General features: G+C 64.9%; 17 protein-coding genes. 9 read left to right on the top strand and 8 right to left on the bottom strand.

Annotated elements, in window-relative coordinates; genetic code table 11:
- Positions 1-398: hypothetical protein (locus C4N9_RS22055; protein WP_210403955.1), on the top strand; the 398-nt coding region annotated here is incomplete at its 5' end.
- 33 nt (positions 399-431) lie between these two features.
- On the opposite strand, the gene pepT is transcribed toward C4N9_RS22055, so the two are convergent.
- The 4 genes from pepT to C4N9_RS02645 form a co-directional block, all read right to left on the bottom strand.
- Positions 432-1,667 (bottom strand): peptidase T, encoded by a 1,236-nt coding sequence (pepT, locus tag C4N9_RS02660; RefSeq protein ID WP_109531720.1) that lies wholly within the window; start codon positions 1,665-1,667, stop codon positions 432-434.
- Positions 1,668-1,861: 194 nt separating this feature from the next.
- Entirely contained in the window at positions 1,862-3,049 is a 1,188-nt protein-coding gene (locus tag C4N9_RS02655; protein ID WP_109531719.1) for a cytochrome P450, read from the bottom strand.
- Positions 3,050-3,250: 201 nt separating this feature from the next.
- Positions 3,251-4,213: a malate dehydrogenase gene (mdh, locus tag C4N9_RS02650; RefSeq protein ID WP_109531718.1), complete on the bottom strand. Its 963-nt coding sequence runs from the start codon at positions 4,211-4,213 to the stop codon at positions 3,251-3,253.
- A 148-nt stretch (positions 4,214-4,361) separates the two neighbouring features.
- On the bottom strand, positions 4,362-4,652 hold the full coding sequence (locus tag C4N9_RS02645) for a hypothetical protein (protein ID WP_109531717.1): 291 nt from the start codon (positions 4,650-4,652) through the stop codon (positions 4,362-4,364).
- A gap of 161 nt (positions 4,653-4,813) precedes the next feature.
- Here C4N9_RS02645 and C4N9_RS02640 point away from each other — a divergent pair, with 161 nt between their 5' ends.
- The 8 genes from C4N9_RS02640 (at position 4,814) to C4N9_RS02605 (ending at position 11,148) form a co-directional block, all read left to right on the top strand.
- Positions 4,814-5,689 carry an HpcH/HpaI aldolase/citrate lyase family protein gene (locus C4N9_RS02640; RefSeq protein WP_109531716.1) on the top strand — a complete coding sequence of 292 codons (876 nt, stop codon included), beginning with the start codon at positions 4,814-4,816 and terminating at the stop codon, positions 5,687-5,689.
- Positions 5,689-6,243 (top strand): NnrU family protein, encoded by a 555-nt coding sequence (locus C4N9_RS02635; protein ID WP_109531715.1) that lies wholly within the window; start codon positions 5,689-5,691, stop codon positions 6,241-6,243. Before C4N9_RS02640 ends, C4N9_RS02635 begins: the two co-directional genes overlap by 1 nt.
- A 12-nt stretch (positions 6,244-6,255) precedes the next feature.
- Positions 6,256-6,459: a DUF1737 domain-containing protein gene (locus C4N9_RS02630; RefSeq protein WP_109531714.1), complete on the top strand. Its 204-nt coding sequence runs from the start codon at positions 6,256-6,258 to the stop codon at positions 6,457-6,459.
- Positions 6,460-6,533: 74 nt separating this feature from the next.
- On the top strand, positions 6,534-7,559 hold the full coding sequence (locus C4N9_RS02625) for a MaoC family dehydratase (protein ID WP_109531713.1): 1,026 nt from the start codon (positions 6,534-6,536) through the stop codon (positions 7,557-7,559).
- Positions 7,560-7,759: 200 nt separating this feature from the next.
- The gene (gene sdhC / locus C4N9_RS02620; RefSeq protein WP_109531712.1) at positions 7,760-8,149 is read left to right on the top strand and encodes a succinate dehydrogenase, cytochrome b556 subunit; all 390 of its coding nucleotides are present in this window, start codon (positions 7,760-7,762) and stop codon (positions 8,147-8,149) included.
- 11 nt (positions 8,150-8,160) lie between these two features.
- A complete protein-coding gene (gene sdhD / locus C4N9_RS02615; RefSeq protein ID WP_109531711.1) occupies positions 8,161-8,538 on the top strand; it encodes a succinate dehydrogenase, hydrophobic membrane anchor protein in 378 nt (125 codons plus the stop codon).
- Between the two features lie 10 nt (positions 8,539-8,548).
- Positions 8,549-10,354 (top strand): succinate dehydrogenase flavoprotein subunit, encoded by a 1,806-nt coding sequence (gene sdhA / locus C4N9_RS02610; RefSeq protein WP_109531710.1) that lies wholly within the window; start codon positions 8,549-8,551, stop codon positions 10,352-10,354.
- Positions 10,355-10,368: 14 nt separating this feature from the next.
- Positions 10,369-11,148 carry a succinate dehydrogenase iron-sulfur subunit gene (locus C4N9_RS02605; protein ID WP_109531709.1) on the top strand — a complete coding sequence of 260 codons (780 nt, stop codon included), beginning with the start codon at positions 10,369-10,371 and terminating at the stop codon, positions 11,146-11,148.
- Between the two features lie 558 nt (positions 11,149-11,706).
- On the opposite strand, the gene C4N9_RS02600 is transcribed toward C4N9_RS02605, so the two are convergent.
- From C4N9_RS02600 to C4N9_RS02585, 4 genes are all read right to left on the bottom strand, one after another.
- Complete coding sequence (locus C4N9_RS02600) at positions 11,707-12,531, bottom strand: DUF1217 domain-containing protein (RefSeq protein WP_109531708.1); 825 nt, start codon at positions 12,529-12,531, stop codon at positions 11,707-11,709.
- Entirely contained in the window at positions 12,528-12,935 is a 408-nt protein-coding gene (gene flbT / locus C4N9_RS02595; RefSeq protein ID WP_109531707.1) for a flagellar biosynthesis repressor FlbT, read from the bottom strand. Before flbT ends, C4N9_RS02600 begins: the two co-directional genes overlap by 4 nt.
- The gene (gene flaF / locus C4N9_RS02590) at positions 12,932-13,312 is read right to left on the bottom strand and encodes a flagellar biosynthesis regulator FlaF (RefSeq protein ID WP_109531706.1); all 381 of its coding nucleotides are present in this window, start codon (positions 13,310-13,312) and stop codon (positions 12,932-12,934) included. The genes flbT and flaF overlap by 4 nt, the downstream gene beginning before the upstream one ends.
- 65 nt (positions 13,313-13,377) lie before the next feature.
- Entirely contained in the window at positions 13,378-14,655 is a 1,278-nt protein-coding gene (locus C4N9_RS02585; RefSeq protein WP_109531705.1) for a flagellin N-terminal helical domain-containing protein, read from the bottom strand.
- Positions 14,656-14,691: the final 36 nt, after the last annotated feature.

Raw genomic sequence — 14,691 nt, 5'->3', positions numbered from 1 at the left:
CGATATGCAAACGTCCGATCCATCGAAACGAACCAAACCGCCCGCATATCCCTTCATACACCAAATTTTCAAAAAGCAGAGGACAAAAATTCCAGCGGCGCTTCCAGAGGTTTCCGGCTGCGCTGCCGTTCTTTGCTGTCCTGTCCGTGTCTTCCGGGTCTGTTTCCAGCGTCCCTTCCGGCGCGTCCCTCAGCGTCTCCGCTTCGGTGAGGCGGTATCTAGGGGTATCCGCCGATAGCCGCAAGAGGAAAAAACGCGCTTCGACAAAAATTCGTCACACCAAACGGCGATCTGTGAATAACCAGTTGAAAGTTAACGTTTCTTTTTCAGAAAGGTCAGAAGCGCCCCCCGTTTTTCAGCGTTTTGTGGTTCTTCCGGCGCCAACCACGACATGCTGAGGGGGTCCTCGCGGACCCCCTCTCTTGCCCTGTTCAGGACCGTATCGCGCGCGCCGAAATGGCCAGGCAAAGCTGTGCAGCAAGGGCCATATCCTGCGCCGAGATCCATTCCAGCGGCCCGTGGATGTTCTGCATGCCCGTGAAGAGATTCGGGCAGGGAATCCCCATCTCCGTGAGTCGAGACCCGTCGGTGCCGCCTCGAATCGGAATCGACACCGGCTCGAGTCCGATATCGCGGGCCGACTCGCGGGCCAGCTCGACCGGGGTCATGTCGTCTTCCAGCCAGTAGCGCATGTTCCGGTACTGGGGCGTGATCTCGCAGGTGATGCTGGCGCGCGGTTCGGTTGCCGCGACCGCTTCGCAGACCTTGCGCAGAATCGCCCCCTTCTGTTCCAGCCCCTCTCGTTCGAAATCGCGGATGATGAGCTTGAGGCGCATCTCGGACGCGCCGCCCTCCATATCCGTGGCATGGATGAAGCCCTCGCGCCCCGCCGTCGTCTCGGGCGTCATCGTCGCCTGCGGCAGCGTTTCGATGATCCGCGCCGCCAGGTGAATCGCGTTCACCAGTTTCCCGGTGGCATAGCCCGGATGAATCGACACCCCCCTGATCGTCACCACCGCCCCGTCGGCCGAAAAGGTCTCGTCCTCGATCTCGCCGACGCGACCGCCATCGAAGGTATAGGCGAAGTCCGCGCCCAGGTCCGCAGGCAGCCGCGCATCCACCCCGCGCCCGATCTCCTCGTCCGGGGTAAAGGCCAGCCGCAGGGTGGGACGGGGAATCGACAGATCGGCCAGCATCCGCCGCGCGGCGCTCATCAGGATCGCCACACCGGCCTTGTCGTCGGCGCCCAGCAGGGTCAGCCCCGAAGCGGTGACGATGTCATGACCTCGCTTCTCGCCCAGGTACGGGAAGGCGTCGGGCGTCAGGCTCAGCGACGGGTCGTCGGGATAGGTGATCGCCCCGCCATTGTAACCCCGGATGACGCGCGGCTTCACGCCGGTCGCGTTGAATTGCGGCGCGGTATCGACATGGGCCAGGAACCCCACCACCGGTCCCTCGGCCGTCCCGGGAATCGTCGCCAGCACCGCGCCGTAATCGGTCAGGGTGACGTCCTGAGCCCCCATCGCCGTCAACTCGTCCACCAGGAGCCGCTGCATGTCGAGCTGGATCGCGGTCGAGGGGGAACTGGGACTGTCGGCATCCGACTGGCTGTCGATCGCGCAATAGCGGACCAGCCGCTCGATCAGTTCCTCGGTGAGATCGGTCATGTCAGCGCCTCCGGTTTGCCGCCGATCAGGCCCGCCGGCGCGAGGCAAGTCAAGGATCCGCCCGACCCGGCACGCGACAGAGCCTCATCTTTGTTCCGGAAATATCCCGGGGGGTCCGGGGGGCAGCGCCCCCCGGCCGGTCGCCCGAGGGGCCGTCTGCCGCAGGCAGGCGGGTCCGAGGGCGAAACCCCCTCCTATACGTCCCAGGCGACCGGCATCCGAAGCGGGCCACGAAAGGCCCAGCCGCCGAACGGCACCGCGCCGTCCAGACGCAGGCCCGGCAGACGGTCGAAGATCATCGGCAGCGCCACCTCGGCAACAAGGCAGCGCGCGCCCCAGGCGCCGGCGCAGAAATGCGGACCGGCCCCGAAGGCGATCGCCGGTCCGCAATCGCGCGACAGGTCGAAACACTCAGGATTGTGGAACACGTGCTCGTCGCGATTGGCCGAGCCGAACATGAAGAACAGCCGGTCCCCGGGCTGCAGCGCAATGCCCTCCACCACATGCGCGCGCGCGACGCGGCGGGGCGACATGCCGATGGGCGAGATCCAGCGGGTATATTCGTCGAAGACCTGCTGCCACGCCACCTCTCCCGTGCGAACGCGGCGAAGCTGGTCGGGATGCGTCAGCAGCGCCCAGACCGCGCCACCGATCACGTCGCGCGGTTCGTTCTGGCCACCCGAGATCGCCAGTTTCACATTGGCGCGGATCTGCGCGTCGGACAGGCCCGCCTGCATCTGTACCGACAGCAAGGACGCGTCGGGCTGCGCCTGCAACGCGGGGATGCGTTCGTCGATATAGCGGTCGATCGCGGCGGTGCAGTCGTGGCAGCGGGCCTCGACCTCAGGGTCGCCGGCGTAATTGGCGATGCCGTCCATCATGCCCTGGCTCACGCGGTCCATCTCGGCCCAGCCGATCTGCGTCAGGCCGGTGATGCATTTGAGCGCCTCGCCCGAGATCGGCATGGCGATATCGGTCACCATATTGGCACGGCCCAGTGGGCGGACGCGGTCGAGCACCGCCTCGGTGGCGCGTTCGAACTGCGCTTTCCAGACATCGCGCACCGTCCGGGGCGAGACGGTGGGAAAGATCGCCGTGCGCTCGGCCTTATGCGCCGCGCCGTCCTTGCGCATCATGTTCTGGCCCATCAGCTGCGTCATCAGCCCGTCGGGCTGATCGGACGAGAAGATGTCGGTCTTCTTTTCATTGACAAAGATGTCGTCACGCCGAGTCATCAGCACGGCGCCCAGCTGCGGCACGAAGGCGACGGGCGCCTCATCCCGCAGGCGCCTGAGAGCGGGGTACGGATCGTGCCAGAAGGCCTCGGGGTCGATCTCGAAAACGGGGGCCGGGCGGGCATCGGCGGTCAAGGTCTGGGACATGGCGGAACGGGCCTCCTCTCCCGCGGGACGGGGTCATGAGAGACGAGCGGCGCTGCGCTGTCAACGACCCGCGGGACGGGGAGTCGGTGCTGCGTCGGCTGAGAACGGGGCGGTGCGTGGAATCACGCACCCTACGCCCGCGCCCATGCGAAAGGGCGCGCCCGGCCGGACGCGCCCTTTCATCGTTCCTTGTGCCGTGGCTCAGGCCAGCGACGAGTCGATGCTCTTGCAGGCTTCAACGAGGCCCTTCACCGCGCTGACCGACTTGTCGAACATTTCCTGCTCGGCATCGTTCAGCTTGATGTCGACCACGCGCTCGATACCGCCGGCGCCGATGATCGTGGGCACACCCACATACATGCCGTCGAGACCCAGCGCGCCGTCCACATAGGCCGCGCAGGGCAGCAGGCGCTTCTGGTCCTTCAGATAGGCTTCGGCCATTTCGATGGCCGAGGTGGCGGGCGCGTAGAAGGCCGAGCCGGTTTTCAGCAGGCCGACGATCTCGGCGCCGCCGTCACGGGTGCGCTGCACGATGGCGTCCAGGCGCTCCTGCGTGGTCCAGCCCATGTCGATCAGGTCGGGCAGCGGGATGCCGGCGACGGTCGAGTACCGGGTCAGCGGCACCATCGTGTCGCCGTGGCCGCCCAGCACGAAGGCGGTCACGTCGCGCATCGAGACGTTGAACTCGGTCGCCAGGAAGTGGCGGAAGCGCGCCGAATCCAGCACGCCGGCCATGCCCACGACTTTCTCGGCCGGCAGGCCCGAGAATTGCTGCAGCGCCCAGACCATCGCGTCGAGCGGGTTGGTGATGCAGATGACGAACGCGTCGGGCGCATGGGCCGCGATGCCCTCGCCCACGGATTTCATGACCTTCAGGTTGATGCCCAGAAGATCGTCGCGCGACATGCCGGGCTTGCGCGGCACACCGGCGGTCACGATGCACACATCGGCGCCGGCAATGTCGGCGTAATCGTTGGTGCCCTTGAAGATGCCGTCGAAGCCTTCGGACGGGCCCGACTCGGCGATGTCGAGCGCCTTGCCCTGCGGGATGCCCTCGGCGATGTCGAACATGACGACGTCGCCAAGTTCCTTGATCGCGGCGAGATGGGCAAGGGTGCCGCCGATCTGGCCCGCGCCGATCAGAGCGATTTTGGGTCTGGCCATGGGTATCTCCGGTCAGGTTGTGTCACTTGGCGACCTGACTAAGACCCTCGGGGCCGCCGCGCAAGCCTCGGCACGGGGCGGGGCCCGGGAATATGGGGCTGTTAACGCTGTCAGCCCCGGAATCGCGTCCTGCGGCCAGGTTTTGTGATCACGTTGGGTTTCCGCGCGCGGGCTGCAACTCGGGCTCGGCCCGGAAATTCCCGCCATTGGCCAGAAGGCAGCTCCGTCCGTCGGGCAGATTGAGCAGGAGCGTCCAGCCACCCCCGGGACCGGCGAACAGCTCGATCGTCGCATTGCCGCGCGCCTCGCCGGTCGCCAGGCGGGTCTCGCCGCGCTGATCCATGACGAATTCCAGCACACGCTCGCGCGGGGCACAGGGAAGCTGCTGCGAGAAGGCCGGAAAGGGCAGCGCGAGCAGGACAGGCAGGAGAAAGCGCATGGTCGGGACCTTTCGATAAGACCCGTCAAGCGTCGCCGAACAGGGAAAAACAGCCGTGAAGGCACCGCGCCCTCTGCGCTGCAGAATTTTAACTCTTGCCTGATGTGTCCGAATCTGGTGGGTTGCGCGCAAGATTGTTTCAAAGAGACCCGGAGACCGCCATGGACAGCCGCCCGTTCCGTTCCGTCCTTTACATCCCCGGCTCGAAAGAGCGGGCGCTGGAAAAGGCGCGCGGTCTTGCCGCCGACGCGATCATCTTCGATCTGGAAGACGCGGTCGCGGTCGAGGAAAAGGCGAAAGCCCGTACCCTGCTGGCCGAAACGCTGGCCGGTACCGATTACGGGCCGCGCGCCAAGCTGGTGCGGGTGAACGGGATGGATACCGAATGGGGGCTCGCCGATCTGGACGCGCTGGCGGCCGCGCGCCCCGAAGCGGTGCTGCTGCCCAAGGTGAACGCGCCCGAGGATGTGGAAGCGGTGGCGACGATCCTCGATGCCCGGGCCGAAACCGCCGACACCACGATCTGGGCGATGATGGAGACGCCCGCGGGCGTGCTGAATGCCGGCGCGATCGCGCGCGCGCCGCGCATGGCGGGCTTCGTCATGGGAACCAACGATCTGGCGAAAGAGTTGGGCTGCCGGTTCCGGGCCGACCGGCTGCCGATGCAATACGCGCTTCAGACTTGCCTGATGGCGGCGCGGGCGGCGGGAATCGTCGCGGTCGACGGCGTCTATAATGCCTTCAAGGACGAGGCGGGGCTGCGCAAGGAATGCGAACAGGGGCGCGATCTGGGCTTTGACGGCAAGACGCTGATCCATCCCGCGCAGCTGGAGATCGCAAATGCGGTCTTCGCCCCCGACGAGGCCGCCATCGAACTGGCCCGCCGCCATATCGCGGCCTTCGACGAGGCCACGGCGCGCGGTGAAGGGGTTGCGGTCGTGGATGGCAAGATCGTCGAGAACCTGCATATTGTTACCGCCCGGCAGGTGCTGTCGCGTGCCGAGGCGATCGAACAATTGCAGAAGGCTATGGGCTGATGGGATATACGCTACTGATACTGGGTCTTCTGGCCTGGTCGGGCAGCCATTTGTGGAAACGGGTGGCCCCAGCGAGCCGCGCGAAGGCCGGGGATGCCGGGCGCGGCATGGTCGCCCTGGTCTCGCTGATCGGCATCGTGCTGATGGTGCTGGGCTATCGCTGGGCGCCCTATGACCAGGTCTGGCCGGAATCGCGCAGCCTGGTGCATCTCAACAACCTGCTGATGCTGCTGTCCTTCTACCTGTTCGCGGCGTCGGGGATGAAGACCAACGCCACCAAGATCGTGCGCCATCCGCAGCTTTGGGGCGTGCGGCTCTGGGCGATCGCGCATCTCATGGTGAATGGCGATCTGGCCAGCCTGATCCTGTTCGGCGGCCTGTTCGTCTGGGCGCAGGTCGAGGTGTCCTTCATCAACCGGCAGGAGCCGGTTTGGGTGAAATCCACCGCCCCCACCAACAAGGGCAAGGAAATCGGCGCCATCGTCGGTGCGGTGCTGCTGACCGGCGTGGTCGGCTATATCCACATCCTGCTGGGCTACCAGCCCTGGGGCTGAGAAAGGCGTGACATGAAGCTTTACCGATTGCTGACCGAGGACGATACCTCGGCCTTCTGCCACAAGGTGACGGCGGCTTTGAACAAGGGGTGGGAGCTGCATGGCTCGCCCTCTTACGCCTTCGACGCTCAGCGCGGCGTGATGCGCTGTGCGCAGGCGGTGGTGAAGGACGCACCGGGGACCTACACGCCCGACACGAAGCTGGGCGAGCAGTGACAAGGGCGGGACCGGGGGTTTCACACCCCCGGACCCCCGTGGAGTATTTGAGGCAAAGTGAAGGGGCGCGGGCGGTGAAGACCAATCCGGGACGGTTTTTCGAGGATTATTCGGTCGGCCAGGTGATCCGCCATGCCGTGCCGCGGACGCTGTCGGGAGGCGAGCGGGCGCTGTACCACGCGCTTTACCCCGCGCGCGGGGCGCTTTATTCCTCGGACGATTTCGCCCGGTCCTGCGGTCTGCCGCAAGGCCCGCTGGATGACCTGATCGTTTTCCACACCGTGTTCGGCAAGTCCGTGCCCGACATCAGCCTGAATGCGGTGGCCAATCTGGGCTATGCCGAGGGACGGTTCCTGAAGCCGGTCTATCCCGGCGACACGCTGTGTTCGTCCTCGGAAGTGATCGGGCTGAAGCAGAATTCCAACGGCAAGTCGGGCGTGGTTTATGTGCGCACGACCGGCACGAACCAGCACGGCGAGCCGGTGCTGGAGTATGTGCGCTGGGTGATGGTGCGAAAGCGCGACTTGGACGCGCCGGCGCCCGAGACATCGGTGCCCGAGCTGGCCGAAGCGGTGGCGCCCGGGGACCTGATCGTGCCCGAAGGGCTGCGCTTTGACGAGTATGACACCGAACTGGCGGGCGAGCCCTATCGGCTGGGCGATTACGCATTGGGCGAGGTGATCGAGCATGTCGACGGCGTTACCGTCGAAGAGGCCGAGCACATGCTGGCCACGCGGCTGTGGCAGAACACCGCGAAGGTGCATTTCGACGCCACCCATCGCGAGGACGGCAAGCGCCTGATCTATGGCGGCCATGTCATCAGCCTGGCGCGGGCTTTGTCCTTCAACGGGCTGGCCAATGCGCAGATGATCGTCGCGATCAACGGGGGCGCGCATGCCAATCCCTGTTTCAGCGGCATGACGGTCCGCGCCTGGTCCGAGGTTCTGGACAAGGCCGAGACCGCCGTGCCGGGGGTGGGCGCGATCCGGCTGCGGCTGGTGGCGAGTGCCGGTCGCGGGACGGAGCTGCGCGGCGCGGATGGCAAATATGCGCCGGATGTGTTGCTGGACCTCGATTACTGGGCGCTCATCCCGGCCTGACGTGATACCGTTATCATGTGATCACAGCATTTCCCCGCGTGATCACAATGCCCGGAATTTTACCCTGAAGGACCGGATTCCTGCGGCATTGCAGCAAATGGCTGCGTGACTTGGGCGAAAAATCCGCTATTGAAGGCGAGAGCCAGCCGGCCCTTGGCGGAGTGCGCCGAGGCCGGGCGCGCCAAGAGAGAGGGATTCCCATGGCTGACGTGAACCGGGGCAACCGGCCGCTTTCCCCGCACCTGCAGATCTATCGTCTTCCGCTGGTGGCAAAGATTTCCATCATGACCCGCATCACCGGCGTCGCCCTTGGCGGTGCGCTGTTGCTGATCGTCTGGTGGTTCGTCGCGGGCGCCTACTCGCCCGAGTATTTCGCAACCGCCGACTGGCTGTTGTCGAGCTGGGTGGGCATCGTGGTGATGGTCGCGGCCTTGTGGACGCTGTGGTTCCACCTCGCCAACGGCATCCGCCACTTCGTCTTCGATCTGGGCAAGGGGTTCGAGCTGAGCAGCGTCGCGCGGTCGAACTGGTACGTGATCGGCGCCTCGGTCGTGCTGACGATCCTGACGCTGCTGATCGTCATTCTGTGAGGGGGTCGGAGATGAGCTACAAGACCGATTACAACCGCGTTCAGGGCCTGGGCCGCGCCGGTGAGGGCGTGGGCCATTTCTGGATCCAGCGCGTCACCGCGATGGCGCTGGTGCCGCTGGCCATCCTGTTCCTGATCCCCTTCGCCAATGCGCTGGGCGGCGGCTACGAAGCGCTGGTCGCGACGTATAGCCAGTTCGGCAACGCGCTGACCGCCGCGCTGTTCATTCTGGTGGCGAGCTGGCACTTCTCGATCGGCATTCAGGTGGTGATCGAAGATTACACCCAAGGTGGCACCCGGCTGGTGCTGATCGTGCTGAGCAAATTCTTCAGCTTCGTGCTGGGCGCCGCGGGCGTTCTGGCCGTCGCGAAAATCCTGTTCAGCGCCTGAGGACGACCCAATGTCTGCATACGAAATCGAACAACATACTTATGACGTGGTGGTCGTGGGCGCCGGCGGGGCCGGTCTGCGCGCGACGCTGGGCATGGCCGAGCAGGGGCTGAAAACGGCCTGCATCACCAAGGTTTTCCCCACCCGCTCGCACACGGTGGCCGCCCAGGGCGGGATCGCCGCCAGCCTTAGCAACATGGGCCCCGACAACTGGCAATGGCACATGTACGACACCGTGAAGGGGTCGGACTGGCTGGGCGACACGGATGCGATGGAGTACCTCGCCCGCTCGGCCCCCGATGCGGTCTATGAGCTGGAACATTACGGCGTGCCCTTCTCGCGCACCGAAGAGGGCAAGATCTATCAGCGCCCGTTCGGCGGCCACACGACCGAGTTCGGCGAAGGCCCGCCCGTGCAGCGCACCTGCGCCGCGGCGGACCGGACGGGCCATGCGATCCTGCACACGCTTTATGGCCGCTCGCTGAAAGAGAAAGCGCAGTTCTACATCGAGTATTTCGCCATCGACCTGCTGATGTCGGAAGACGGCGAATGCACCGGCGTTCTGGCGTGGAAACTGGATGACGGCACGCTGCACCAGTTCAACGCGAAGATGACGGTGCTGGCAACGGGCGGCTATGGCCGGGCCTATTTCAGCGCGACCTCGGCGCATACCTGCACCGGCGACGGCAACGGCATGGTGGCGCGCGCCGGACTGCCGCTGCAGGACATGGAATTCGTGCAGTTCCACCCGACGGGGATCTACGGCTCGGGCTGCCTGATCACCGAAGGCGCGCGCGGCGAGGGGGGCTACCTGACCAACTCGGAAGGCGAGCGCTTCATGGAGCGGTACGCGCCGACCTACAAGGACCTTGCGTCGCGCGATGTGGTGTCGCGCTGCATGACGATGGAGATCCGCGAAGGCCGCGGCGTCGGCCCGAACAAGGATCACATCCACCTGCACCTCAACCACCTGCCGCCCGAGACGCTGGCGCTTCGGCTGCCCGGCATCTCGGAATCGGCGCGGATCTTCGCGGGCGTCGACCTGACGAAAGAGCCGATCCCGGTTCTTCCGACCGTTCACTACAATATGGGCGGCATCCCCACGAATTACTGGGGCGAAGTGCTGAATGCAGATGCCGAGAATCCCAACCGCGTGGCACCCGGCCTGATGGCGGTGGGCGAGGCGGGCTGCGCCTCGGTCCACGGGGCGAACCGGCTCGGGTCGAACTCGCTGATCGACCTCGTGGTCTTCGGCCGCGCGGCGGCGATTCGCGCGGGCGAGATCGTCGACCCGGCCTCGGCCAACCGCGACTCGTCGAAGGCCTCGGTCGACAAGGCACTCGCGCGGTTCGACCGTTTGCGCAACGCCAAGGGCTCGATCCCCACGGCCGAGCTGCGTCTCGAGATGCAGAAGACCATGCAGCAGGACGCCGCCGTCTTCCGGACCGACAAGACGCTGGCCGAAGGCGTCGAGAAGATGAAGGTCGTCGCCGGCAAGATGGCCGACATTCAGGTCACCGACCGCTCGCTCGTGTGGAACAGCGACCTGATGGAAACGCTCGAGCTGGAAAACCTCATGCCCTGCGCGATGGCCACCATCACCGGCGCCGAGGCCCGCAAGGAATCGCGCGGCGCCCATGCGCACGAGGATTATCCCAACCGCGACGACGAGAACTGGCGCAAGCACACGCTGTCCTGGGTCGACGGGGCGGATGTGAAGCTGGATTACCGTCCGGTCGTCGTGGATCCGCTGACCCCGCAGGATCAGGGCGGGATCGAACTCAAGAAAATCGCGCCCAAAGCGCGCGTGTACTGAGAAGGGACGCAGACATGGTACAGCTCACGCTTCCCAAGAATTCGAAAATCCGCACCGGCAAGACCTGGCCGAAGCCCGAAGGCGCGAAGAACCTGCGCACCTTCCGCATCTACCGCTGGTCCCCGGATGATGGCGAAAACCCCCGTGTCGACACCTATTTCGTCGACATGGACAGCTGCGGCCCGATGGTCCTGGACGCGCTGATCAAGATCAAGAACGAGATCGACCCGACCCTGACCTTCCGCCGGTCCTGCCGCGAGGGGATCTGCGGCTCGTGCGCGATGAATATCGACGGGACGAACACGCTGGCCTGCATTTTCGGCATGGACGAGATCAAGGGCGACGTGAAGATCTACCCGCTGCCGCACATGCCGGTGGTCAAGGATCTGGTGCCGGACCTGACGCATTTCTACGCCCAGCACGAATCGATCATGCCGTGGCTGGAAACCAAGTCGAACACCCCGGCAAAGGAATGGCGGCAATCGATCGAGGATCGCGAAAAGCTCGACGGTCTGTATGAATGCGTGATGTGTGCCTGCTGCTCGACCTCGTGCCCCAGCTATTGGTGGAACGGTGACCGGTATCTGGGTCCGGCGGCGCTGCTGCACGCCTATCGCTGGATCATCGATTCGCGCGACGAGGCGACGGGCGAGCGGCTGGACGGGCTGCACGATCCGTTCAAACTGTATCGTTGCCACACGATCATGAACTGCAGCTCGACCTGCCCCAAGCATCTGAACCCGGCCAAGGCGATTGCCGAGATCAAGAAGATGATGGTCGAGCGGGTCGTCTGACCCTTTCGAATCAGCACTCCCAAAGGGCCGCGATCCGTCGCGGCCCTTTTTCTGTCCTCGCCCGGTCCCGGCAGCCCGCCCCAAGCGGCTGTTCGCGCGGCCTGCCTGACAGGATCCGCAGTGTTTGGTCCTGTCCGGCCAGGGGCCCTGTTCCTGCCAGTGTGAATACCCCGGCGGGTGGTTGGATGGACATAGCGCAAAGCGTCGATGAGCCACCCATTCCGATCGCCGCCCGGATGCTCCCGTCTGTCTCCCAGAGCCTTGTTTCGACGTTGTTTCAGAGCGTTGTCATCTCGCAGAGCTGGTATCCGCGGGCTTCGGGCGTCTGGCCTGCCCTTGGGTAACGCCGAATTCATCCCCGTGTGCGCCAAGCACCGGAACGTTCTCTGGCTTGGACGCTCCTCTTTTCCACGGGCAGGGGGAGGGGACTTGCGCGATTCGTGGCTGGCGATTCTGATCAAGGATCACTTGCAGGGGTCGGCTCCTTTGAGCCGCCGCGCCTTGATCGCAACCGGACAGCGTCCATTTGGCAGAACCCGATCTCGCGCCGCGCGTGTTTTATCGGCCAAGCATCGCCCGCAAGCTCGATTGTCCCTGTTGCAAGAGCGTCAAGGCGCCACTGCCCGCGACAGCCGCGGCGTTGATCTGCTGCACCTGTTCGCCCAGGAAAAACCGCCGAATCAGGGTTTCGACGGCCTCAGGATCGGCAAACTGTGCCACCTCGTCCGAACCGGTCAGTTTCTCCGTCCGGGTCTTCAAGATATCGACCTGCCGCTCCAGATCCAGAGTGCCGAAACTGCCGGGCAGCATGAAAGCCGTCTCGAAAACGCGGCGCATCGAGGGCGTGCCAAGGATCGTGTACCAGCGCGTCGCCTCGCTGCTGGGCTGTGCCGCAAGGTCGGCAAGATCGCGTTCAAGCGCCAGCGCGAGCCGCATCGAATCGTTCTGCGCACCGACCGCGATCTCGAACGAGCGGTCCCGATACGTGCTGAGCAGCGCATCGGCGAATCCTTCAAACTGGTTCCGGGGGACAATCGAATCGCCGAATCCAAAAGCCTGGTTCAGCTTGAGATAGCGTTTGTCCGACAGCCTGTTGACGAAACTTCGGTCATCCCGGTGAGAGCTCTCCAGGACCTTTTCAACGAAAGCCCGGTTGGGGAGGTCGTCCTGCAAGCCGAAGGCCGTCAGCGCAACCGACAGCAACCTTCGGTCAGCGACCAGCTCTCGCGCATTGGAAACAGCGGCGATGTTCGCGCGAAAATACGCCTGATCCCGCTGCGACTGGGTAGAAGCGGCGTGTGTTTCCTGCTGCCTGTCCAACGTGCGCTGAAGGAAGCGCCAGCCGACATATCCGTCGAGCGGAAGGATCGGCTGGAAACTCATTGCCGTGTCCCGGCGGCGAAAAGCCGCTCTTCGCGGGGAAGCAAAGCGCGAAGGTGGCGCATCGACGGGTAGAAATCGCGCGCAAGCACCGCTTGGGTCGCCCTCTCCAGCAAGGTGCGGCTGTCCGGATCGGTCAGCACCTGGCTGAGTTGTTCGATGCCGCGCAGCAATTGCGGCGCGGCATCTTCCGGGTCGGCATCGCCCGAAAGGACAAGCTGCGCGATATAGGCAACCCGGCGCACAGGCGTGCTGACTTCGCCGGGATGGATCGCGTCCCGCAGCCGCAGGATATTGGCATTGGGTGTGACGATCGACAGCCGGCTCCGGCGTTCGCCATTCTCGATGACGGCCCCGTTGATGAGGACCCGCTCGCGCGGTGCAAGTTTGAGGATGAGCCCGCTCATGGCTCGCCCCCCTGGCCCTTCAGGCCGCGCATGACCGAGGTGTTGATCTCGGCCAGGATATCGGCCTTGGCCAGGCCCGTCAGCACCTGAGCGGTATGTTTGAGTGTGAACTCCGCAAGGTAGAAAAGCTGCGCGCGCAGCGGTTGGGGGAACGCGTTGCTGGGATGGGCCAAGTCCGCCGCGAAGGCGGCCCAGAGCCGGCGGTTGTCATTCAATGCCAGAGTCAGCCGACCGTTCACCTGGCCAAGGTCGTGCGGAAGCTGAGATTGGATACGCCCGGTAATCTGGGCGAGGACATCGTATTCGATGTCACGGGGGGTTTTCAGCGCGCGGGCGTGGTGCCCGTAATGGGTGCGCGCATGGGCTGCAACGCTCATATCAAGGCCTCATGGTGCGAAATCATGGGTGGGATAGGCCGGGGGGTGACCCCCGGCCCGAGGCCTTAGCGGAACAGTGCCAGGATGTTCTGCGGCGCCTGGTTGGCGATCGACAGAGCCTGGATACCCAGCTGCTGCTGAACCTGAAGCGCCTGCAGACGCGCCGAGGTTTCTTCCATATTGGCGTCGACCAGCGACCCGATCCCCGATTTCAGTGAATCCATCAGGTTGGTGACGTAATCGCTCTGGATCTCGATCCGGCCCTGGACGGAGCCGAAATTGGCCGCGGCTTCGATCGCGGTCTGGGTCAGCCCCTCGATGGCCGAGAGGGCCGCCGCGGCGCCGTCCTTGGTCGAGACGTCGATGCTGGCCAGGATTTCCAGCCCGCCGCCTGCGGTACCGCCGGAATTCACCGTCGTGGTGGTGGTGATGCCGGCGGTGGTGCCGTTGCTGATGGTGATCGCTGCACCCGAGACCGTCGACGAGATGGCGATCCCCGACTTGTTCGCTTGGAAGTTCAGCATGTCGTTCAGCGCCGAGGCGATGTCATTCACCGTGTCACCGTCGCGGGCAACGTAGCGAACGGCGCCGGAAACCCCGGTCAGGCCGCCGATGGTGTAGGAATCGCCAGCCAGAACCCGATTGCCGCCGCGCGCTGCGGTACCGACATCCCCGACGATGGTGATCGTGCCAGTGGCCGCCGCGGCGATGGCGCCTGCGCCGGTCGCTGCCGTGGCCGCCAGATCGGTGCCGGCACCCTGGACCGCGACCTGGGTGCCCAGATCCGCCTTGGATGCCGAGATGGACGATGCCGCCACCGCCCCGCTGCTGCTGCGATCGAGCGAGGACAGGATGCTGACAGAACCCGAGCCGAGGATGCCCGCCCCGGTGCCGGTATTCGCGACGATATTGGCGACGGTCGCGCCGCTTTCGCGGTTCGACAGCAGGTTCAGACCGTTGAACTGCGCGGCCCCGACGATCGTGGAGATCTGGCTGCGCAGCGCGGACAGGTCGGTCTGGATCTTGTCGCGGTCGACATTCTCTTCCTGCGCCGCGACGATCTTGCCCTTGATGTCGGTCAGCAGATCGGTGATCGCCTCGGCGGCAGAGCGTGCCGTGGCGACGGTGGACGAGCCGAGGGCAAGCGAATCGGCGATGCCTTTGAAGCCTTTGACATCCGATTCCATGGTCTTGGAGATTGCCCAGACGGCCGAGTTCTGGCGGGCGGTCGCAACCGATTTGCCCGTCGAGATCTCGTTCTGGGTCTTCGCCATGTTGGCGTTGATGTTCTTCAGGGTCTGAAGAGCCACCATCGCGGTGTTGTTGGTCAGAATCGAGGACATGGATTTTCCCTTGAGTGAGAGGCGTGTTTTCACGCC

The organism is Pararhodobacter marinus (assembly GCF_003122215.1).
Lineage (GTDB): Bacteria > Pseudomonadota > Alphaproteobacteria > Rhodobacterales > Rhodobacteraceae > Pararhodobacter > Pararhodobacter marinus.
The sequence above is the reverse complement of the archived record's forward strand: the minus strand, read 5'-3'. Positions and strand labels throughout refer to the sequence as shown.